Below are 21,228 nucleotides of genomic sequence, written 5' to 3' on the forward strand. Positions count from 1 at the left end.
AAGGCGGTGCGCGGGGCGTCGCACCCGAGGTCGTTGACGGTGGGGTCGGTCAGGGTGAGGGTCTTGGCCCCGGTCTCGGCCCGGGCGCGGAACGGCGGCCTGGTCGGTGAAGATGCCGTCGATGCCCTGCTCGAAGTACCGGCGGAAGGCGCCGAAGGCGTCGCCGTAGGCGGTGGGGTCGGTGCCCTTGCGGTACTCCAGCGGCAGGAACTGGTTCTCGTTGCGCGCCGTGTACGGATGCAGGATCAGCCCCCGGGCATGGGCGTCGGCGACCAGCGTGGTGGGCGTGCCGAGCCCGCCGGCCGCGTCCCGCGGCAGGATCAGGTCCAGGGTGGGCCCGATGCCCTGGGCGAAGCCGGCGATCCAGCTCAGACCCGCGGGCTTGACCAGGTCCGCGACCGTGCGCGGGTCCCCGGCCTGCTCGAGGTCCCAGGGCCGGGTGCCGGCCGCGCCGAGCAGCACCACCCGCGGGGCGTCCACCAGACGGCCCAGCCGCTGGATGGAGGAGGGCTCGAAGGACTGGAGGAAGACGGCCGCGTCGCGGTGGTCGCGCCCGTACCGGCGCAGCAGCCGGGCCAGCGGCTCCTCCAGGCCCAGGCCCAGGGAGCGGAAGTAGGTGGGGTGCTTGGTCTCGACGTGCAGCCACACCTCCTGGCCCCGGCGGCGGCCCTCCCGGCGGGCCCAGCGCAGCACCTCCTCGAAGGTGGGCACCGCCCAGCGCCCGTCGTACAGGGTGTTGCGCTGGCGGACCGCGGGGATGCGCTCCTTGGCCCGCAGGGTCTTCAGCTCGGCGAGGGTGAAGTCCTCGGTGAACCAGCCGGTGATCGCGACCCCGTCGACGGTCTTGGTGGTGCGCCGCCCGGCGAACTCCGGGTGGTCGGCCACGTCCGTGGTGCCGCCGATCTCGTTCTCGTGGCGGCAGACCAGGTGCCCGTCCTTGGTGGGGACCAGGTCCTGCTCGATGACGTGCGCACCGAGGTCCAGGGCCAGCTGGTACGAGCCCAGGGTGTGCTCGGGCCGGTAGCCGCTGGCGCCGCGGTGCCCGATGACGGTGGGCACCGGCAGGGCGCGGTAGCCCCGGCCGTGGCCGCCCGCCGCCGCCTGGGCCGGTGCGGCCCCCTGGGCGGCCGCGGGGCCCGCCCCCAGGCTCACCGCGGTCGTGCCCGCGGCGAGTACCGCCGCCCCCAGCACGCTGCGGCGCGCCGTCCCACCCTGCGTCATGAGTGCTCCTCGGCTTCGACTCGGATCCGGTTCGAAAGCCGATCCGGCGGAAGGGTCCGCGGTCCCGGGATCTCCGGGGCGCAGGCCCCTGGATCGGCGTGCCGATGGTAGGCAGCGCTTGCTTACATCGGGTCGAGCCCGACCGGAACATGACGGAAACACGCGTCAACACCGCGTATCGGCTTCGTGAACCCGATGTGCGATCAGAGTGCACCCGCGAGTATCGTCCTCACCTGCACTGACTTGGTGCGGTGCAAGAACCGCTCACGACGCCGGAGGGCTCCCGTTGTCCCGTTTCGCGCTGATCAAGGCCTCACTCCGACCGGTCCTGCGCCTGATGTTCCGCCCCCAGGTGGAGGGCGTGGAGAACATCCCGGGCAGCGGTCCGGTGATCCTCGCGGGCAACCACCTCACGTTCATCGACTCGATGATCCTGCCGCTGGTCTGCGACCGTCAGGTGTGCTTCATCGGCAAGGACGAGTACGTCACCGGCAAGGGCCTCAAGGGCCGGCTGATGGCGTGGTTCTTCACCGGGGTCGGCATGGTCCCGGTGGACCGGGACGGCGCCAACGGCGGCGTCGCGGCGCTGATGACCGGCCGCCGGATCCTCGAGGAGGGCCGGATCTTCGGCATCTACCCGGAGGGCACCCGCTCCCCCGACGGCCGCCTGTACCGGGGCCGGACCGGCATCGCGCGGCTCACCCTGATGACGGGGGCGCCGGTGGTCCCGTTCGCGATGATCGGCACGGACAAGCTCCAGCCCGGCGGCGCCGGCCTGCCGCGGCCCGGCAAGGTGACCGTGCGCTTCGGCGAGCCGATGGAGTTCTCCCGGTACGAGGGCATGGACCGGGACCGCTACGTCCTGCGGGCCGTCACCGACTCGGTGATGACCGAGGTCATGCGGCTGTCGGGCCAGGAGTACGTCGACATGTACGCGACCAAGGCGAAGGCGGCCTGAGCCGCCGGACCGAGGTGTCGCGAAGGGCCGGATCCCGTCAGGGGTCCGGCCCTTCGGCGTGCCGCGCGGCGGTGGTCACTGCCGGCTGAGCGAGCGGCTGATACCGGCCAGGATGGTGGTGGCCAGGGTCCAGCCGGTGACGATCAGCAGGTACGAGAGCCACTGCTGCCAGCCGGCCGGGGCGAAGGCGGCCTCCTGCCCGAAGCCGATGACCGGCAGCAGCAGGTCGAGGGTGTAGAAGACCGGGTTGAACTGGGGGGCCTCGCCGGGCTTGAGCGGCGGCGGGGTGTGCACGGCGAAGGCCACCGCGCCGGTCAGCAGCAGGGCGCACAGCCAGCCGGCGGCCCGCATGGGCCGGTAGCCGTAGCCGACGGTGGCGTCCTGGAGGAGGCCCCAGAGGCGGGCGTGCCGGGGCAGGGTGCGGCGGTGCCGGCGGAGTTTGGCCAGTTGCACGGTGCGGGCGCCGGCCTCGTCGCCCGCGGTGCGGTAGGCGGTGGCGAGCTGTTCGTAGGCGTAGGGAAGGTAGCCGGCCTCGTCGTGCGCCAGTAGCGGCAGCCGGTCCTCCGCCGGTACGTGCGGGCCCAGCGTCCGGTAGGTGAGGCCGTCGAGCCGCACCCGGTCGGGCCAGACCTGCGGCGGTACGGACAGGACGTCGATCTGGGCCCGGCGCAGGCTGACCGCGCCCCGGACGGTGGCCGTGCGGCTCAGCCACAGTTCGCCCAGGACCGCGCTGCTGACCCGCAGGGCCGTGCCGTCGGGGGCGAACAGGCGGGCCCGGTGGAAGTTGAGCTGCCCGGGTATGCGCGTACTGCTGAGGTTGCAGGTGCCTTCGGCGTGCAGCCTGCGGGCGAGCAGATCGGTGCCGACCGAGAGCGTCTCGGCCTGGAGTGCGTTGCCCCCGGGCGCCAGGAGGCGGGAGTCGTCCAGGATGACCCGGCCGCCGACGGTGGTGGCGTTGAGCAGGGTGCGCCCGTGCACGGTGAGCCGCTTGGCGCGGATGTCGGTACCTACGGAGACGTGGTTGAGGAGCAGGGCGGTCGGCTCGGTGTGGTCACCGGCGCAGTCCTCGCCGGCGGGCCCGAAGACCGCGTCGTTGAGGAACACCCCGCCGGCGATGCGCGCGCCGGAGAGCTTGACCTGGCCGGCGATCCGGGCGCACGACAGCCGCAGTTGCAGGTCGAGGTGGATGTTGGGGGCGTCCAGGCCGGGCAGCACGGAGTCGGTCAGGACCAGCGTCGGCAGCTGCGCTCCGTAGAAGACCGGGGTCTTCTCGAACCAGCTGCCGCGCATCCGCAGGGGGTGCTCGCTGCGGCCGTACTTGAGGTACAGCTCGCCGGTGATCCTGACACCGGTCAGGTTCAGTCCGGCGGTGGCACCTTCCCGGACCGGGCCGCCCAGGATCAGCGCCCGCAGCACCTCCGCCCGTACGGTCCGCTCGGGGCCCCAGGAGGCGCCGGTGACCGGGTCCTCGTCGGGGTCCTCGCGGAAGTCCACGGCCTCGTCGAAGGGGAAGGCCTGCCAGACGCGGCGCTCCGCGGGTGTCAGGTCGTTGATCTCCACCGGCCGGATGCTGCCGGTCGGACGATCACACTGTCAACTGTGCGCGGGGCGCCGCGGTCTGGTGGGGCGTCAGTGTTCGACGTGGTCGGCGAGCTGCTGGCCGCGCAGCAGGAACCAGGCGGCGACGGCGGTGGCCAGCAGGACGGCCGCGCCGACCCCGGAGGCGAGCCGGAGCCCGTCGACGAAGGCGTGCTGGGCGGCGGTCGTGACGGCCTCGGCGGTCGGGCCGGGCAGCGTCCTGGCCGCCTCGACGGCGCCGCCGAGGGATTCGTGGGCCGCCTCCGCGACCGGGGCGGGCACCCCGGCCGGTACCGGGAAGCCCCGGTAGGCGCCGGTCACGATCGAGCCGAGCAGGGCGATGCCGAGGGCCGCACCGAGCTCGTAGGCCGTCTCGGAGACGGCGGAGGCCGAACCAGCCTGCTCCTTGGGCACGCTGGAGAGGATCACGTCCGCGGTGACGGTGAAGGAGAAACCGGCACCCAGGCCGACCACCAGCAGCGAGGCGCCCAGCAGCGGGTAGCCGCTGGACCGGTCGATGAGGGTGAGCGCGCCGAGCGCCAGGCCGATGGCGGCCAGGCCGCCGGTGACCACGGAGCGCACCGAGTAGCGGCGGGCGTAGCGGCCGGCGACCAGACCGGTGACCACCGCGCCGATGGCGGCGGGCAGTTCGGCCAGGCCCGCCTCCAGCGGCTCGCGGCCCTGGACGAGCTGGAGGAACTGGGAGAGGAAGAAGACCAGGCCGGAGAGGCCGAAGACGGTGAGCAGGTCGGCCAGGACCGCGCCGGAGAAGCCGCGGTGCCGGAACAGCCGCATGTCGAGCAGCGGCGCGGCGAGGGTGAACTGGCGGCGGACGAAGGCCCACAGGGCGGCCAGGCCGAGCAGCGCGGCCGCGCCGGCCATGGCCGTGGGGCCCTCGGTGGCCGCTTCCTTGACGGCGTACACCAGGGCGATGATGCCGACCAGGGAGAGGCCGACGCTGACCAGGTCCCAGGGGCCGGCGACCGGGTTCTTCGACTCGGGCAGCAGCTTGACGCCGACGACCACCAGGACGGCCATCACGGGCAGGTTGATCAGGAAGACCGAGCCCCACCAGAAGTGCTCGAGCAGGAAGCCGCCCACCACCGGGCCGACGGCGGCGCCGGCCGAGGCGGTGGCGCCCCAGATGCCGATGGCGAGGCTGCGCTCCTTGGGGTCGTGGAAGATGTTGCGGATCAGGGCCAGGGTGGAGGGCATCAGGGTCGCGCCGGCCACGCCGAGCAGGGCCCGGGCGAGGATCATCATCTCGGGGCTGGTGGCGTAGGCGTTGAGCACGGAGACCGCGCCGAAGGCGACGGCGCCGGTCAGCAGCAGCTTCTTGCGGCCGATCCGGTCGCCGAGGCTGCCCATGGAGACCAGCAGGCCGGCGATGATGAAGGAGTAGACGTCGCCGATCCACAGCAGCTGGGTGCCGGACGGCTTGAGGTCTTCGCTCAGGAAGGGCGTGGCGAGCCCGAGGACGGTGGCGTCGACCGCGACGAGCAGCACGGCCAGCACCAGGACGGAGAGCGCGAGCCAGCGCCCGCGGCTCTTGGCCATCGTCCCTTCTCCTGCTCGCAGCTGTTCGGTACTGGTCATCTCTCACTCCGTCGTGCGCCACCGAGCAGCAGCTCGGTGATCATGTGGTGGTAGTCCTTGGCGGCGACCCGGCCGTCCATGACGGCCCAGGCGCAGGTGCCGATGAGGCCGTACAGGGCCTCGGTGAGCCAGGCGGGGCTGAGGTCGATGCGGATCTCGCCCTCTTCCTGGCCGCGGCGGAAGAGCGCGCAGACGCGCGCGTCCAGCCGGGCCCAGCCCGCGTTGACCTGGTCGCCTTCGAAGAGCTGGTTCTCGGTGACCAGGAAGGCCAGCAGCTGGGCGTGCGGCTCGCTCTCGGCGATCAGGCGGCGCAGCGCCTCGACCGGGGAGCCGGTTTCCAGGCCGGCCCGGTCGCAGGCGCCCTCGAACTCGCGGATGCCGAGTTCTTCGAGTGCGCGGACCAGGGCGTCGCGGCCGGCGAAGTGCCGGTGCAGGGTCGCCCGGCCGATCCCGGCGGCCTTCGCGACCTCGTCCATCGTCGCGGTCGACTTGCGGGAGAGCAGGGCGGCTGCGTCGCGCAGCACCTGGTCGCGGTCCATGGCCATGAGACAACCATACCTCAGATGAGACATTCTTGTCTCATTATCGGCTCGGTGCAGCGTTCCGGAGGTCCTGCGGGAACGCCAAAGACCGGGGCGGCCCGGCGCTGGTGCGCCGGACCGCCCCGGTCGGGGTGCGGGATCCGCGGTTACTTCTGCTTGGCGGTGGCCCAGGCGTGCTGGATGACCAGGTCGGCCTTGACCTCGGTGAGCTGGACGGCGACCGCGGAGGGGGCGGTGCCGCCCCGGCCGTTGCGGGAGGCCAGCGCGCCCTTGACGTCCAGGACGGTGCGGACCTCCGGGGTCAGGTGCTCGGAGATCTTGGCGAACTGCTCGTCGGTGAGCTGGTCCAGCTCGATGCCCTCGGCCTCGCAGACCTTGACGCACTCGCCGGCGACCTCGTGCGCCACCCGGAACGGCACGCCCTGCTTGACCAGCCACTCGGCGATGTCGGTGGCGAGCGAGAAGCCGGCAGGGGCCAGCTCCTCCATCCGCTCCCGGTTGACCGTGAGGGTGGCCATCATGCCGGTGAAGGCCGGCAGCAGGACCTCGAGCGTGTCGCAGGAGTCGAAGACCGGCTCCTTGTCCTCCTGGAGGTCCCGGTTGTAGGCCAGCGGGAGCGCCTTGAGGGTGGCCAGCAGGCCGGTGAGGTTGCCGATCAGCCGGCCCGACTTGCCGCGCGCCAGCTCGGCGATGTCCGGGTTCTTCTTCTGCGGCATGATCGAGGAGCCGGTGGAGAAGGCGTCGTGGAGGGTGACGAAGGAGAACTCCTTCGTGTTCCAGATGATGATCTCCTCGGCGATCCGGGACAGGTTGATCCCGATCATCGCGGTGACGAAGGCGAACTCCGCCACGAAGTCCCGCGAGGCCGTGCCGTCGATGGAGTTGCCCACCGAGCCGCGCTCGAAGCCAAGGTCGGCGGCGACCGCCTCCGGGTCGAGGCCCAGCGAGGACCCGGCCAGGGCACCGGAGCCGTACGGCGAGACGGCGGTGCGGGTGTCCCACTGCCGCAGCCGCTCCGCGTCCCGGGACAGCGACTGGACGTGCGCCAGGACGTGGTGGGCGAAGAGCACCGGCTGGGCGTGCTGGAGGTGCGTGCGGCCGGGCATGGCCACGTCCGCGTGCGCCTCGGCCAGGCCCACCAGCGCGTCCTGGAGCTCGGCGACCAGGCCGCCGATGATCCGCGCGTGGTCGCGCAGGTACATCCGGAAGAGGGTGGCCACCTGGTCGTTGCGGGACCGGCCGGCCCGCAGCTTGCCGCCGAGGTCCGGGCCGAGCCGTTCCAGCAGGCCCCGCTCCAGGGCGGTGTGGACGTCCTCGTCGGCGATGGTGCCGGTGAAGGTACCGGCGGCCACGTCGGCCTCCAGCAGGTCCAGCCCGGCGATCATCCGCTCGAGCTCGTCGGCCGTGAGCAGTCCCGCCGTGTGGAGCACGCGTGCGTGGGCGCGGGAGCCGGCGATGTCGTACGGCGCCAGCCGCCAGTCGAAGTGGACCGACGCGGACAGCTTCGCCAGGGCCTCGGCCGGGCCGTCGGCGAACCGGCCGCCCCAGAGCCGGACGTCACCGTTGTTGCTGCTCACAGCTACTGCTCCTCAAGAGGGTGGATGTGCCACCGCCTCCCCGCCGCGGGGCGGGGAGGCGGCCTGTCGACGAGGGGGCGTTACGCCAGGTCGCGCTTGGCCGCGATCTTCGCCGACAGGGCGAAGATGTCGATGAAGCCCTGGGCCTTGGACTGGTCGAAGGTGTCGCCCGAGTCGTAGGTCGCCAGGTTGAAGTCGTACAGCGACTCCTCGGACTTCCGGCCGGTGACCACGGCGCGGCCGCCGTGCAGGGTCATCCGGATGTCACCGGTGACGTGCTGGTTGGCCTCGTTGATGAAGCCGTCCAGGGCGCGCTTGAGCGGGGAGAACCACAGGCCGTCGTAGACCAGCTCGCTCCAGCGCTGCTCGACCTGCCGCTTGTAGCGGGCCAGCTCGCGCTCGACGGTGACGCTCTCCAGCTCGGAGTGAGCGGCGATCAGCGCGATCGCGCCGGGGGCCTCGTACACCTCGCGGGACTTGATGCCCACGAGCCGGTCCTCGACCATGTCGATCCGGCCGATGCCCTGGGCGCCGGCGCGCTCGTTGAGCTGCTGGATCGCCTGGAGCACGGTGACGGGCTTGCCGTCGATGGCGACCGGGACGCCCGCCTTGAAGGAGATGACGACCTCGTCGGCCTCGCGGGGGGTGGCCGGGTTCGAGGTGTACTCGTAGATGTCCTCGATCGGGGCGTTCCAGATGTCCTCCAGGAAGCCCGTCTCGACGGCCCGCCCGAAGACGTTCTGGTCGATGGAGTACGGGGACTTCTTGGTGGTCGCGATCGGCAGGTCGGCCTTCTCGGCGAAGGCGATGGCCTTGTCGCGGGTCATCGCGTAGTCGCGGACCGGGGCGATGCACTTGAGGTGCGGGCCGAGGGCCTGGATGCCGGCCTCGAAGCGGACCTGGTCGTTGCCCTTGCCGGTGCAGCCGTGGGCCACGATCGAGGCGCCGTGCTTGTTGGCGGCGGCGACCAGGTGCTTGACGATGGTCGGCCGGGACAGGGCCGAGACCAGCGGGTACCGGTCCATGTACATGGCGTTCGCCTTGATCGCCGGGAGGCAGTACTCCTCGGCGAACTCGTCCTTGGCGTCCGCGACCTCGGCCTCGACGGCACCGCAGGCGAGCGCGCGCTTGCGGATGACGTCCAGGTCCTCGCCGCCCTGGCCGACGTCCACGGCAACGGCGATGACCTCGGCGCCCGTCTCCTCGGCGATCCAGCCGATGGCGACGGAGGTGTCCAGGCCGCCCGAGTAGGCGAGTACGACGCGCTCGGTCACGGGTTTCTCCTTCACGGTGCAATCAACGACAGGCATAACTATGCACTACTCCGCATGTTTCGTCAACGACCTCGGGCGGAACGGCTCTGACCTGCATGGATACCGGCGAATAACAGGAGGCGAAGGCCGCCCGGGGCCGCCTACCATCCCCGCATGACAGGGGAACGAGCGTCCTGGACGGACCTGGTACGACGCGTGACGGCCGGCGAGCCGGTGGCCCGGGTGCTCGGCGGACCGGCCGCCGCCGAGCGCTGGACCGACTTCGACTGGGGCGTGCGCGAGCACGCCCGCACCACCTGGACCGGGTACGAGCCCGGCGCCGTGGAGCGGCTGGCCGAGCGGGTCCGGCTGCGGACCGGGGGCGGCGGCTACCGCGCCGGGCTGTGGACCGGCGAACTGGCGCTGGCCCTGTGCCACCCGGACGGCCGGATCCGCGCGCTGGCGCTGACGGCCGGGGCGCAGGTCCCCGCGCTGCTGCCGCTGCTGCTGATCCGGAGCACCGACTGGGCGCCGGCGGTCCGCGAGGAGGCCCGGGCCCTGCTGCCCGGGGCGCTCGCGGCCGCCGGGCCGGCGCAGCTGGTGGACCTGGTGCCGCTCGCGCTGCGGCTGGCCCGGCGGGAGCGGGGCGACCGGGTACCGGCCCAGGTCACCGCGGCGGTCGAGGAGCTGCCGGCCGGGGACGTGGGGGCGCTGACCGCGCACCCGGACCGGGCCGCCCGGCGGTTCGGGGTCCGGCTCGCGCTGCGGCGCGGGCTGCTCTCCCCCGTCGCGCTGGCGGCGCTGGCCGCGGCCGACGACGACGCGGTGGTCCAGCAGCTGTGCTGCGACGCCGCCCTGGCCGGCATGGGCGGGACGGCGGACCCGGCCGTGGTCGCACCGCTGCTCTCGGCCCGGACGCCCCGGGTCCGGGCCGCCGGGGTGACCGCGCTGCGGCGGGCCCCCGGCCCGGAGCGGGCGGAGCCGTTCCTGGTGGACCGCAACGCGATGGTGCGGGCCTGCGCGCGCTGGGTGCTGCGGCGGCACGGCGCCGATCCGGTGGCCCGCTACCGCGCCCTGTGCGCGGACCCGCGGGGGCCGGTACCGCCGTGGGCGGCGGTGGGGCTGGCCGAATCCGGGTCCGCGGCGGAGGACGGACCGACCCTGCGGGCCCTGCTGGAGCACCCGCGGGAGACGGTCCGGGCGCGGGCCGCGACCGGTGTGCGCCTGCTCTACGGCACCCCGTAGGAGGCACCGCTTCCGGTCGACCGTCCTGTCTGGATGGTCGACCGGGGGCGATAATCGAGCCATGGGCAAAACGTATGAGCGCATCGACGGCCGGCTGCGGACCTTCATCGAGGAGCAGCCGGTGTTCTTCACGGCCACCGCGCCGCTGTCCGGCCAGGGCCACATCAATCTGTCGCCCAAGGGGCGGGCCGGCACGCTGGTCGTCATCGACGAGCACACCCTGGCCTACCTCGACTTCGGCGGCAGCGGCGCGGAGACCATCGCGCACGTCCGGGAGAACGGCCGGATCACCTTGATGTGGTGCGCCTTCAGCGGGCCCCCGAACATCGTGCGGGTGCACGGCGACGGCGAGGCGGTCTTCCGGGACGACCCGCGCTGGGGGGAGCTGATCGCCCTCTTCGGCGCCGTCGACGGCCCCTCGGCCCGGGCCGTCATCCTGGTGCACGCCACCCGGATCTCCGACACCTGCGGGTACGCGGTGCCGTTCATGGACTACCGCGAGGAACGCACCCTGCACGCCGAGTACTTCGGCCGCAAGACGGACGAGGAGTTCGCCGCCTACTGCGAGAAGAAGGAGTACGTCGGGCAGAGCCTGGACGGCCTGCCGGCGCTTCCGCTGCCGCTTCCGGCGCGCACGGCCTGACAGGCCGTAGGATCCCAGGGTTCCGGCCGGGCCACCGGCCGGATCCCGCCAGGGGACGGCCGGCTGACGGCCCGTCCGTGCCCGCTCCGCACCGGGGGTCCGCACCGCATGCGCATCGTCGCCGCACTGGCCGCAGGGGCCGCCCTGCTGATCACCCCGCCGCTCGCCCGGACCCCGGGACCGCCGCTGCCCGCGCTGCTGGCCGACACCGGCGGCGGCTCCCAGCTGATCACCGCCGTCGCCCCGGCGGCCGGCGCCACCACCGGCACGCTGATCTGGTGGGACCGGCGGGCCGGCCGCTGGCACGAGGCGGGCCGGGCAGCCGCCCGCTTCGGGGCGAACGGCCTCGCCGACGGCGCCGGCCGCGTCCAGGGCACCTCCACCACCCCGGCCGGCCTGTACGACCTGCCGTACGCCTTCGGCATCGACCGGGCCCCGGCCGGTACCAAGTACCCCTACCGGGCCGTCACCGACCGCTCCTGGTGGTGCGAGGACAACGCCTCGGCCCGCTACAACCGCTGGACCGAACCGCTGCCCGCGGACTGCGCGCCGGGCGAGGCCGAGCACCTGGCGGCCTACCGCGAGCAGTACGCCCACGCCCTGGTCATCGGCTTCAACTACGCGAAGCCCGTGCGCGGCCGGGGCGCCGGCATCTTCCTGCACGTCAACGGCCGCGGGGCGACGGCCGGCTGCGTCTCGGTCCCCCGGGCGGCGATGCGCGCGCTGCTGCGCTGGGCCGACCCGGACCGCCGCCCGCACATCGCGATCGGCACCCGGGGCGGCCCGCTGGACGTGCGGCGCGCCTGAGGCCGGTACGACGCCGACGGCCGGCCCCCGCGCGGTGCGGGGGCCGGCCGTCGGCGGTGTGCTCAGCCCTCTTTCTGGGCCAGCCGCAGCAGGTGGTCGGCGAGGGCCTGGCCGCCCGCCGGGTCGCGGCTGATGAGCATGAGCGTGTCGTCGCCCGCGATGGTGCCGAGGATCGCCTGGAGCTCGGCCTGGTCGATGGCCGAGGCCAGGAATTGGGCCGCGCCGGGCGGGGTGCGCAGGACGACGAGGTTCGCGGAGGCCTCCGCCGAGATCAGCAGCTCGCCCGACAGGCGCCGCATCCGCTCCTCCTTGGCGGACTCGCCCAGCGGGGCCTGCGGGGTGCGGAAGCCGCCCTCGCTGGGCACCGCGTAGATCAACTCGCCGCCGGTGTTGCGGATCTTGACCGCGCCGAGCTCGTCGAGGTCCCGGGAGAGCGTCGCCTGGGTGACGCTCAGCCCGTCGTCGGCGAGCAGCTTGGCGAGCTGGCTCTGCGAGCGGACCGGCTGCCGGTTGAGGATGTCCACGATCCGGCGGTGGCGGGCGGTGCGGGTCTGCGGGACGGCAGGGCCCCCGTACTCGTTGTCCTGGGCCTGGCTCATCGTCGTCTCATTCTCCGGTCCGTCCGCCGCCTGCTGTGTCGAGGATCCCGGGCAGGGCCAGGACGAACGCGTCCACCTCGGCCTCCGAGACTACGTAGGGCGGCATCAGCCGTACGACGTCGGGGGCGGGCGCGTTGACCAGGAAGCCGGCATCCTGAGCCGCCTGCTGCACCTGGGGCGACAGGGACTCGGTCAGCACGATACCCAGCAGGAGGCCCGCGCCACGGACGTGGGAGACCAGCGGGTGGCCCAGCCCCTCGATTCCGGCGCGCAGCCGCTCGCCGCGGTCCTTGACCTGGTCGAGCAGCCCGTCGGCCGCGATGGTGTCCAGCACGGCCAGGCCGGCGGCGCAGGCGACCGGGTTGCCGCCGAAGGTGGTGCCGTGCTGGCCGGGCTGGAGGAGGTCGGCGGCCGGCCCGAAGGCGACCAGCGCGCCGATGGGCAGCCCGCCGCCCAGGCCCTTGGCGAGGGTGACCAGGTCGGGCTCGATGCCCCCGTGGGCCTGGTGCTCGAACCACTGGCCGCACCGGCCGATGCCGGTCTGCACCTCGTCGAGGACCAGCAGCGTGCCGGTGGCCCGGGTGATCTCGCGGGCCGCGGCCAGGTAGCCGGCCGGCGGCACGACCACGCCGTTCTCGCCCTGGATGGGCTCGATGACCACCAGTGCGGTCTCCTCGGTGACCGCCGCGCGCAGCGCCTCCGCGTCCCCGTACGGCACGTGCGTGACCTCGCCGGGCAGGGGCAGGAAGGGGCCCTGCTTCTTGGGCTGGCCGGTGAGGGCGAGGGCGCCCATGGTGCGGCCGTGGAAACCGCCGTGGGTGGCGACCATGTGGGTGCGGCCGGTGAGCCTGCCGACCTTGAAGGCGGCCTCGACCGCTTCGGCACCGGAGTTGCAGAAGAACACCTTGCCGGGGCGGCCGAAGTGCTGGAGCAGCCGCTCGCCGAGGGCCACCACCGGCTCGGAGCCGAAGAGGTTGGAGACGTGCCCCAGGGTGGCGATCTGGTCCGAGACGGCCGCGACGATCGCCGGGTGGGCGTGGCCGAGGGCGTTGACCGCGATGCCGCCGACGAAGTCGGTGTACTGCCGGCCGTCGGCGTCCCAGACCTGGGCGCCCTCGCCGCGGACGAGCGCCAGCGCCGGGGTGCCGTAGTTGTTCGTCAGCGTGTCCTGCCAGCGCTGCGCGAGCTCCTGGTTGCCGGTCACTGCGCTCCCCCTTCGTGCGTGTCGGTCGGGGCGTCCGGCAGCACCATGGTGCCGATGCCCTCGTCGGTGAAGATCTCCAGCAGGATCGCGTGCTGGACGCGGCCGTCGATCACCCGGGCGGTGCGGACCCCGCCGCGGACGGCGTGCAGGCACCCCTCCATCTTGGGGACCATGCCGCTGGACAGCTCGGGCAGCAGCTTCTCCAGCTCGCTCGCGGTGAGCTGGCTGATCACCTCGTCGCTGTGCGGCCAGTCGGCGTACAGGCCCTCGACGTCGGTCAGGACCATCAGCGTCTCGGCGCCCAGGGCCGCGGCCAGCGCGGCGGCGGCGGTGTCGGCGTTGACGTTGTAGACGTGGCCGTCGTCCTCGCTGCGCGCGATCGAGGAGACGACCGGGATCCGGCCGTCGTCCAGCAGCGCCTCGATGGCCCCGGTGTCGATGGCGGTGATCTCGCCGACCCGGCCGATGTCGACCGGTTCGCCGTCGATCTCGGGCAGGTGCTTGGTGGCACTGATGGTGTGCGCGTCCTCGCCGGTCATGCCGACGGCGAGCGGGCCGTGCTGGTTGAGCAGGCCGACCAGCTCGCGCTGGACCTGCCCGGCGAGCACCATCCGGACCACGTCCATGGCCTCGGGCGTGGTGACCCGCAGGCCCGCCTTGAACTCGCTGACCAGGCCGTGCTTGTCGAGCTGGGCGCTGATCTGGGGGCCGCCGCCGTGCACGACCACCGGCTTGAGGCCGGCGTGCCGCAGGAAGACCACGTCCTGGGCGAAGGCGGCCTTGAGGTCGTCGTCGATCATGGCGTTGCCGCCGAACTTGATGACGACGGTCTTGCCGTGGTGCCGGGTGAGCCAGGGCAGGGCCTCGATGAGGATCTGCGCCTTGGGCTGGGCGGTGTGCTTGCGCGCGGTGGCCGCGCCCGGCTGGCCCGCCTTGCCGGCGGCGCTGTCGGTCCCGCTCATGAGCTGTACGCGCTGTTCTCGTGGACGTACTCGGCGGTGAGGTCGTTGGCCCAGATCACGGCCGACTCGGAGCCGGCGGACAGGTCGGCGGTGATCCGCACCTCGCGGTCCTTCATGCTGACCAGGTCGCGGTCCTCGCCCACCGAGCCGTTCTTGCAGACCCAGACGTCGTTGATGGCCACGTGCAGCCGGTCCGGGTCGAAGGCGGCCTTGGTGGTGCCGATGGCGGAGAGCACCCGGCCCCAGTTGGGGTCCTCGCCGTGGATGGCGCACTTGAGGAGGTTGTTGCGGGCGATGGAGCGCCCGACCTCGACGGCGTCCTCCTCGGAGGCGGCGCCCACCACCTCGATGCGGATGTCCTTGCTGGCGCCCTCGGCGTCGCCGATCAGCTGGCGGGCCAGGTCGTCGCAGACGGTCCGGACGGCCTCGGCGAACGCGTCGGCGGCCGGGGTGATCCCGGAGGCGCCGGAGGCGAGCAGCAGCACGGTGTCGTTGGTGGACATGCAGCCGTCGGAGTCGACCCGGTCGAAGGTCAGCCGGGTCGCCGAGCGCAGGGCCGCGTCGAGGGCGGCGCTGCCCAGGTCGGCGTCGGTGGTGAGCACCACGAGCATGGTGGCCAGGCCCGGGGCGAGCATGCCCGCGCCCTTGGCCATGCCGCCGACCGTCCAGCCGTCCTGCGTGGTCACGGCCGTCTTGTGCACGGTGTCGGTGGTCTTGATCGCGATCGCGGCGGCCTCGCCGCCGTCCTCGGACAGGGTGCCGGCCGCGGTCTCGATGCCCGGCAGCAGCTTGTCCATGGGGAGCAGGACGCCGATCAGGCCGGTGGAGGCCACCGCGATCTCGCCGGCGTTGTGCTCGCCGCCGATGCCCTGCGCGTTGAGGACGGTGGCCACCCGCTCGGCGGTGGCGTGGGTGTCCTGGAAGCCCTTGGGGCCGGTACAGGCGTTGGCGCCGCCGGAGTTGAGGACCACGGCGCTGACCGCGCCGCCGCGCAGGACCTGCTCGGACCACAGCACGGGGGCGGCCTTGACGCGGTTGGAGGTGAAGACGCCCGCGGCGGCCAGGCGGGGCCCGTGGTTGACCACGAGGGCCAGGTCCGGGTTGCCGTTCTCCTTGATTCCCGCGGCGATGCCCGCCGCCGAGAACCCCTGCGCTTCCGTGACGCTCACGGTGCGACTCCAATCGAGGAAAGACCCAGGGACTCTGGCAGCCCCAGGGCGATGTTCATGCTCTGCACCGCGCCGCCGGCGGTGCCCTTGGTGAGGTTGTCGATGGCGCTGATCGCGATGACCCGGCCGGCCGCCGCGTCGTACGCGACCTGGACCTGGACGGCGTTGGAGCCGTAGACGGAGGCGGTGGCGGGCCACTGCCCCTCGGGGAGCAGGTGGACGAAGGGCTCGTCCGCGTACGCCTTCTCGTAGGCGGCGCGCACGGCCTCGGCGGTGGTGCCGGGGGCGGCCTTGGCGCTGCACGTGGCGAGGATGCCGCGGGACATGGGCGCCAGGGTCGGGGTGAAGGAGACCGTCACCGGGCCGCCGGCCGCCGCCGAGAGGTTCTGGACCATCTCGGGGGTGTGCCGGTGGCCGCCGCCGACGCCGTAGGGGCTCATCGAGCCCATGACCTCGGAGCCGAGCAGGTGCGGCTTGAGGGCCTTGCCGGCGCCGGAGGTGCCGGTGGCCGCGACGATCACCGCCTCCGGCTCGGCGAGGCCGGCCGCGTACGCCGGGAAGAGCGCCAGCGAGACGGCGGTGGGGTAACAACCGGGCACCGCGATGCGCTTGGACCCCTCCAGCGCGGCGCGGGCACCCGGCAGCTCGGGGAGGCCGTAGGGCCAGGTACCGGCGTGCGGGGAGCCGTAGAACTTCTCCCAGTCCGCGGCGTCCTTGAGCCGGAAGTCCGCGCCCATGTCCACGACCAGCACGTCCGCGCCCAGCTGCTCGGCCACCGCGGCCGACTGGCCGTGCGGCAGTGCGAGGAAGACGACATCGTGGCCGGCCAGCACCTCGGCGGTGGTCGGCTCCAGCACCCGGTCGGCCAGCGGCAGCAGGTGCGGCTGCAGGGCGCCGAAGCGCTGCCCGGCGTTGGAGGCGCCGGTGAGCGCGCCGATCTCCACCCCGGGGTGCGCCAGCAGCAGCCGCAGCAGCTCACCGCCCGCGTACCCGCTCGCTCCCGCCACCGCTGCACGTACCACCATCGGACCCTCCATGTTCGATGGCATGACTATACGCATCGATGCACGTTTATGCAAAGCTCTTTTTCGGTCGCGGGAGCAGGCCCGGCGGGGCTACGGGCGGAGGGTGAAGGAGGCGGCCAGGGCGGCGGCGGGGGTGCTACCCGGCGGGGTGGCCCAGTCGTTCCAGCGGCCGGCGCTGTAGTCGCCGTCGCGCTCGATGACCGAGCCGTCCGTGCGGACGGCGAAGACGTGGTTCACGTCGTTCGCCGCGGCCGAGGCGATCCGGGTGAGGTCGCCGCCGCCGCCGTTCCACCAGCCGCCCCAAGCGCGCCGGTCGAAGTCGCCGTCGGCGTTGTACCAGTTCCCGTCCAGGCCCACGGCCCCCAGGTGGAGGGTGTTGTCGGTGGCGGCGGCGGTCACGTCGAGGGCCCGGAAGCCGCCGTCGGGGCCGGCCGCCTTCCACTCGCTCCAGCGGCCGGCGGCGTAGTCCGCGTCCAGCTCCACCAGCAGGCCGGTGCCGTCGACGGCGACGATGTGGTTGACGTGGTCGGCGGTGGTGGCGCTCGCCACCCGCCGCAGGCCGGTGCCGCCGTGGTCGGTCCAGCCGTTCCACCGCCCCGAGGCGGCGTCGCGGTCGGAGTTCCACAGCCGGCCGTCGAGCCCGATCACGACCAGGTGCAGCATCGACCCGTCCGAGGCCGCGGAGACCGCCTTCGCCTTCGGCGCACCCGCCTGCGGGTACCAGCCGGACCAGGTGCCGGCCGCGTAGTCGCCGTCGTTCTCGAGGAGCCGGCCCTCGCCGTCGATGGCGAAGATCCGGTTCACCGCGCCGGTCGCCGCGCCGGTGACCTCCCCCAGGCCCGCGGCCCCCTGGTCGGACCAGCCGCTCCAGCGGCCGGCGGCGTAGTCGCCCTCGGCGCCGAAGAGCCCGCCGCCCGGCGTCCGGCGCAGCAGGTGGACCGTGGTCACGGGCCGGGGCTGGTCCGGGGCGGCCGGACCGCCGGTGAACCAGCCGGCCGTGCGCGCCTGCTCCAGGGCCGCGAAGAAGGCTCCGGCCAGCCGGGAGTAGCCGCCGTCGTTCGGGTGCAGGCCGTCCGCCATCTGCGCGGGGTGCGCCGGGTCGGCCTGCCGGAGGGTGGTCAGGTCGGGGGCGTCGAAGAAGCGGAAGTGCCGGCCGCGGGCCTGCTGGACACCCTCCTCCGTCTTCAGCAGGTGGTTGTAGCGGGCCGCCTGCCCGGTGAGGTCTTGGTCGTCCCAGCCCGGGGTGGTCCCGATGAGGCCCTGCATGAGGACGGTGGCCGAGGGCCGCAGCTCGAAGATCCGGTCGAGCAGGAGCCGGGCCCGGTCGGCGGCCCGGTCGGGGTCCGCGCCCTGGTTGAGGTCGTTGATGCCGATGTGCAGCAGGATCACGTCGGGCCGCGCGGCCGGGATCCACCGGCCCGCGCCGGCCGTGATCCGGTCGATGGTGTAGCCGGCGTGGCCCTCGTGGGCCGGGTCGGACTGGGGTCCGTGGACCAGCGAGCCGACGAAGTCGAGGGCGTAGCGGGACTGACCGGCAGCCAGGTCGGCCAGCGGCTGCCGGTAGCCGCCCCCGGACGAGCTGCCCTGCCCGTAGGTGATCGAGTCGCCCAGCGGCAGGACCCGGACGGTCGGCGGCGCCGGGGCCGCGACGGCGGGCGAGGCGGCGAGCAGCGGGCCGGGCGCGGCCGGCAGGAGCAGGGCCGTGGCGGCGGCGAGCACGCCGAGGACGGCGCGGCGGGCGTTCATCGTGTTCCCCCGAGATCGAGCGATGGTCTGACCGTCGGTGTTGTACCAGGCCACCGGCGCGGGGGCGACGCCGAGGGCCGGTGGCCGGGGGAACCGCCGCGGTGGGACGGGGGGTTGACCTCAAGCGGGCTTGAGTTCCTAGGTTCGGACCACCGCCGCCGGGACGGGCCCGGCGGTCGCGGATCGAGGAGAGCCGACATGAGCGAGCAGAGCGTCCACACGGTGGTTCCGGAGCGGTACCGGCTGGCGGTGGTCCCGCACATCATGGTCGACGACGCGGCGGCCGCGATCGACTTCTACCAGCGGGCCTTCGGGGCGCGCGAGGACTTCCGGGTGGACTCCCCCGGCGGCGGGATCCTGCACGCCGAGATCTCCATCGGCGGGGCGGTGCTGATGCTCGGGGACGTGAGCGTGGACGAGGCGGAGGCCGCGCGCTTCGCCTCCCCGGCGGCGCTGGGCGGCGGCACCTCGGTGACGCTGCACGTCTTCGTGGCGGACGTCGACGCACTGGCCGAGCGGGCCGAGGCGGCCGGTGCGCAGGTGCTCCAGCCGCCGAAGGACATGTTCCACGGCGACCGCACCGCCATCCTCAAGGACCCCTCGGGCCACATGTGGGTCTTCCTCCAGCACCTGGAGGACATCACCGAGGAGGAGCTGACCCGCCGCCTGGCGACCGCGGGATGACCCGGGCGCGCGCGGCCCGCCCGGACGCACCGGGCGGGCCCGGCGGGCGTACCGGGGTACCGGGCGGGCGGCGGCTATTCGCCGGTCGCGCCGTCAATGGCCTCGCGGATCAGGTCGGCGTGGCCGTTGTGGCGGGCGTACTCCTCGATCATGTGGGTGAGGACGTACCGCAGGGAGTACGTGTCGCCACGGAACTCCACCGTGTCGTCCAGGGAGCCGACCGCCGCGGCCGCGGCCCGGGAGAGCTCGCACTCCCGCTGCCAGAAGGCGAAGGCCTCGGCCACGTCCGCGTCCTCGACCCGGAACTCCGCGAACTCGCCGTCGATCCGGGGCCACAGGGCGCCCCGGCCCTCCCCCTGGACCACGTTGGCGAACCAGCTGCGCTCCACCTCCGCGACGTGCCGGACCAGGCCCAGCAGGCTGAGCCCGGTGCTCGGGATGGGCCGCAGCCGCAGCTGCTCCTCGCTCAGCCCGGAGCACTTCCAGGCCAGCGTGGCCCGCTGGTAGTCCAGGAACGCGGTGAGCGAGTCCCGGTCCCCGGCGGTGGTGGACGGCGCGGTGCGGGCCGCGCCCGCACCGGTCTCGAGAGCGGTCATCGCGGTGTCTCCGTTCACTTCGTCAGCGGGTGCCGGACCCAGACGTTGGGCTCGACGTAGACGGCGTGCCCCAGCTCGGGCTCGCACCGGACGGGGGACAGCGCCCCGGGGACCGTGACCGTACCGGCCGTGTCGAAGGGCAGGCCGGTCCACTCCCGCCACTGCTCGACCGAGCCGGAGACGGTCATGGAGGCGGGCGCCACCTTCTCGATCGTGCCGCCGGCGCGGACGTGCACCCGCAGCCACGGGTCCTGCGGCAGGCCGTCGGGCCGGGTCCGGAAGGCGTACTCGGACATCGGGACGGCCGGCTCCAGGTGCTTGGCGTTCGGCCGGACCGGCGCCACGACCTCGGCGAAGCCCCGGGCCCGGGCGTTCTCCCGCATCGCCGCGAGCATCCGGTGGGACAGGCCCTGCCCCAGCCGGCCGGGGTCGACGGTGATCTCGATGGCGCTGACGGTGTCCGGGGTGACGCCGTGGCGCAGGTCGGCGAAGGCCCACAGGAGGACCTGGTCCCAGCCCCGGTCGGGCAGCTCGCCGCGACCCTCCGCCCGCAGGGCGAACGGCACGCTGAAGCCCCGGGCGATCACCTCGCCGGCCGCATCGGTGGCGACCAGGACGTACTCGGACAACTCGGCCGCGATACGTCCCATCAGCAGCCAGCCGACCGGGTCGTGCGGCACGTAGGCCGGCCAGGTGGTCTTCATCCCCCAGAGGGCGTCCCGGAGTTCGGGCCGCTCGGCAAGGGTGGTGATCGTGGTGTCGTGCGCGTCCATGGCCGCAACATAACCGCTGCGTCCCGGCCGGCTCCACCGCATTTCCGCTCGTCAGCGGCATGGTGGCGGTCCGTGCGGCCCGCACTCAGCAGGCCGCCTCCAGCGAGAGGTGCCAACGGCCGGACCAGCCGGTGAGGGTGAGCGCCGCAAGCGGCCGGACGTCCACGCTCCAGTACGTCAGCGGCGGCACCCGCAGCGCGTACACCAGCGCGGCCCGCACCACCGAGGGTTCGGCCACCGCCACGATCGCACCCCCGTCGTCGGCGGGCCGGGTGTCGAGCCAGCCGCCGATCCGGGTGATGAAGTCGAGCAGGGACTCGCCCCCGTGCGGGGCGGCCCGCGGGTCCACCAGCCAGGCCTCCACCGCCGCCGGCTCCCGCGCGGTGACCTCGGCCAGGGTCAGCCCGCGCCAGCGCCCCATGTCGCACTCCCGCAGCGCGGGCTGGGCCAGCGGGGCGTACCCCAGGGCCTGGCCGGTGGCGCGGCTGCGCGGGGTGGGCGAGCAGTACCGCAACTCGGCGGCGCCGAGCGGCACGAGTCCGTGCGCGGCCAGCTCCACCTCGCGCCAGCCGCTCTGGTCCAGCGGCCGGTCGTCGTCGAAGCGCTCGGCGAGCAGCGGGGAACTACGGGCTGCGGCGACGAGCGTGACCCGAACATGCATGCGGTGATGGTGGGGGGCGGGTGCCGAACGGTCAAGGAGTCCGGCCATATCCGCTCCACGCGGCCGTGGGTGCCGTTGGCTGTGCGTCTGCCTTGGCCGGCCGGCGGCCGCGGGTGCCGCCGCCCGTGCGTGCGCCTTGGCCGGGGCGGCGGCCGTACGCCCGGTCGGGCGCGCCCCGCCGCCCTGGCTGTGCCCTCGCCCCCCCGGAGGGCCGGTCGGCGTGGCTCGGGCCGGGCGACGGGTGCGGGTGGCCGCTGCGCGGAGCCGTTCCCCTACCCGCCCCTTCCCGAAACCGTGGGCTCCGCCCCCGGACCCCCGGAGCCCGAGCGCTGCGCGCCGGGCCTTTCGGGGCTCCGCCCCGGACCCCCATACCGACGCTCCGCGCCGGT

General features: G+C 73.7%; 19 protein-coding genes and 1 pseudogene. 5 read left to right on the top strand and 15 right to left on the bottom strand.

The window, feature by feature from the left end; genetic code table 11:
• The coding region (locus AB0O40_RS33135) for a glycerophosphodiester phosphodiesterase (RefSeq protein ID WP_365049216.1) at positions 1-1,221 on the bottom strand (1,221 nt) is incomplete at its 3' end.
• 195 nt (positions 1,222-1,416) lie between these two features.
• Here AB0O40_RS33135 and AB0O40_RS33140 point away from each other — a divergent pair.
• A pseudogene (locus tag AB0O40_RS33140) lies at positions 1,417-2,179 on the top strand (lysophospholipid acyltransferase family protein).
• Between the two features lie 75 nt (positions 2,180-2,254).
• Here AB0O40_RS33140 and AB0O40_RS33145 read toward each other — a convergent pair.
• The 5 genes from AB0O40_RS33145 to AB0O40_RS33165 all read right to left on the bottom strand — a co-directional run bounded on the left by AB0O40_RS33145 (position 2,255) and on the right by AB0O40_RS33165 (position 8,746).
• Positions 2,255-3,739, bottom strand: coding sequence for a membrane-associated oxidoreductase (locus AB0O40_RS33145; protein WP_365049217.1), 1,485 nt, complete (start codon positions 3,737-3,739; stop codon positions 2,255-2,257).
• 69 nt (positions 3,740-3,808) lie between these two features.
• Positions 3,809-5,353 carry an MFS transporter gene (locus AB0O40_RS33150; RefSeq protein WP_365049218.1) on the bottom strand — a complete coding sequence of 515 codons (1,545 nt, stop codon included), beginning with the start codon at positions 5,351-5,353 and terminating at the stop codon, positions 3,809-3,811.
• Positions 5,350-5,898: a helix-turn-helix domain-containing protein gene (locus AB0O40_RS33155; protein ID WP_365049219.1), complete on the bottom strand. Its 549-nt coding sequence runs from the start codon at positions 5,896-5,898 to the stop codon at positions 5,350-5,352. Before AB0O40_RS33155 ends, AB0O40_RS33150 begins: the two co-directional genes overlap by 4 nt.
• A gap of 143 nt (positions 5,899-6,041) precedes the next feature.
• Positions 6,042-7,472: an argininosuccinate lyase gene (argH, locus tag AB0O40_RS33160; RefSeq protein WP_365049220.1), complete on the bottom strand. Its 1,431-nt coding sequence runs from the start codon at positions 7,470-7,472 to the stop codon at positions 6,042-6,044.
• Between the two features lie 80 nt (positions 7,473-7,552).
• Complete coding sequence (locus tag AB0O40_RS33165) at positions 7,553-8,746, bottom strand: argininosuccinate synthase (protein WP_365049221.1); 1,194 nt, start codon at positions 8,744-8,746, stop codon at positions 7,553-7,555.
• A 153-nt stretch (positions 8,747-8,899) separates the two neighbouring features.
• On the opposite strand from AB0O40_RS33165, the gene AB0O40_RS33170 reads away from it, so the two are divergent.
• The 3 genes from AB0O40_RS33170 (at position 8,900) to AB0O40_RS33180 (ending at position 11,420) form a co-directional block, all read left to right on the top strand.
• The gene (locus tag AB0O40_RS33170; protein WP_365049222.1) at positions 8,900-9,970 is read left to right on the top strand and encodes a hypothetical protein; all 1,071 of its coding nucleotides are present in this window, start codon (positions 8,900-8,902) and stop codon (positions 9,968-9,970) included.
• A gap of 61 nt (positions 9,971-10,031) precedes the next feature.
• On the top strand, positions 10,032-10,613 hold the full coding sequence (locus AB0O40_RS33175; RefSeq protein WP_365049223.1) for a pyridoxamine 5'-phosphate oxidase family protein: 582 nt from the start codon (positions 10,032-10,034) through the stop codon (positions 10,611-10,613).
• Between the two features lie 108 nt (positions 10,614-10,721).
• Positions 10,722-11,420: a L,D-transpeptidase family protein gene (locus AB0O40_RS33180; protein WP_365049224.1), complete on the top strand. Its 699-nt coding sequence runs from the start codon at positions 10,722-10,724 to the stop codon at positions 11,418-11,420.
• Positions 11,421-11,482: 62 nt separating this feature from the next.
• Here the strand turns inward: AB0O40_RS33180 and AB0O40_RS33185 are convergent, their stop codons facing one another.
• The 6 genes from AB0O40_RS33185 to AB0O40_RS33210 all read right to left on the bottom strand — a co-directional run bounded on the left by AB0O40_RS33185 (position 11,483) and on the right by AB0O40_RS33210 (position 18,125).
• Positions 11,483-12,019: an arginine repressor gene (locus tag AB0O40_RS33185; RefSeq protein WP_365049225.1), complete on the bottom strand. Its 537-nt coding sequence runs from the start codon at positions 12,017-12,019 to the stop codon at positions 11,483-11,485.
• A gap of 7 nt (positions 12,020-12,026) precedes the next feature.
• A complete protein-coding gene (locus AB0O40_RS33190) occupies positions 12,027-13,223 on the bottom strand; it encodes an acetylornithine transaminase (protein ID WP_365049226.1) in 1,197 nt (398 codons plus the stop codon).
• Positions 13,220-14,185 carry an acetylglutamate kinase gene (gene argB / locus AB0O40_RS33195; protein WP_365049227.1) on the bottom strand — a complete coding sequence of 322 codons (966 nt, stop codon included), beginning with the start codon at positions 14,183-14,185 and terminating at the stop codon, positions 13,220-13,222. Before argB ends, AB0O40_RS33190 begins: the two co-directional genes overlap by 4 nt.
• Positions 14,182-15,354: a bifunctional glutamate N-acetyltransferase/amino-acid acetyltransferase ArgJ gene (gene argJ / locus AB0O40_RS33200; RefSeq protein ID WP_365049228.1), complete on the bottom strand. Its 1,173-nt coding sequence runs from the start codon at positions 15,352-15,354 to the stop codon at positions 14,182-14,184. Before argJ ends, argB begins: the two co-directional genes overlap by 4 nt.
• Positions 15,351-16,379: an N-acetyl-gamma-glutamyl-phosphate reductase gene (argC, locus tag AB0O40_RS33205; RefSeq protein ID WP_365049229.1), complete on the bottom strand. Its 1,029-nt coding sequence runs from the start codon at positions 16,377-16,379 to the stop codon at positions 15,351-15,353. Before argC ends, argJ begins: the two co-directional genes overlap by 4 nt.
• 90 nt (positions 16,380-16,469) lie before the next feature.
• Complete coding sequence (locus tag AB0O40_RS33210) at positions 16,470-18,125, bottom strand: GDSL-type esterase/lipase family protein (RefSeq protein ID WP_365049230.1); 1,656 nt, start codon at positions 18,123-18,125, stop codon at positions 16,470-16,472.
• 198 nt (positions 18,126-18,323) lie between these two features.
• Here AB0O40_RS33210 and AB0O40_RS33215 point away from each other — a divergent pair, with 198 nt between their 5' ends.
• The gene (locus tag AB0O40_RS33215) at positions 18,324-18,809 is read left to right on the top strand and encodes a VOC family protein (protein WP_365049231.1); all 486 of its coding nucleotides are present in this window, start codon (positions 18,324-18,326) and stop codon (positions 18,807-18,809) included.
• Between the two features lie 74 nt (positions 18,810-18,883).
• On the opposite strand, the gene AB0O40_RS33220 is transcribed toward AB0O40_RS33215, so the two are convergent.
• The 3 genes from AB0O40_RS33220 to AB0O40_RS33230 all read right to left on the bottom strand — a co-directional run bounded on the left by AB0O40_RS33220 (position 18,884) and on the right by AB0O40_RS33230 (position 20,839).
• Complete coding sequence (locus AB0O40_RS33220; protein ID WP_365049232.1) at positions 18,884-19,405, bottom strand: DinB family protein; 522 nt, start codon at positions 19,403-19,405, stop codon at positions 18,884-18,886.
• Positions 19,406-19,419: 14 nt separating this feature from the next.
• Positions 19,420-20,178, bottom strand: coding sequence for an N-acetyltransferase (locus tag AB0O40_RS33225; RefSeq protein WP_365049233.1), 759 nt, complete (start codon positions 20,176-20,178; stop codon positions 19,420-19,422).
• An 85-nt stretch (positions 20,179-20,263) separates the two neighbouring features.
• On the bottom strand, positions 20,264-20,839 hold the full coding sequence (locus tag AB0O40_RS33230) for a histidine phosphatase family protein (RefSeq protein ID WP_365049234.1): 576 nt from the start codon (positions 20,837-20,839) through the stop codon (positions 20,264-20,266).
• Positions 20,840-21,228 lie beyond the last annotated feature (389 nt).

It is taken from the genome of Streptomyces sp. NPDC089919, from assembly GCF_040684615.1.
In the GTDB taxonomy this organism is placed as follows: Bacteria; Actinomycetota; Actinomycetes; order Streptomycetales; family Streptomycetaceae; genus Streptomyces.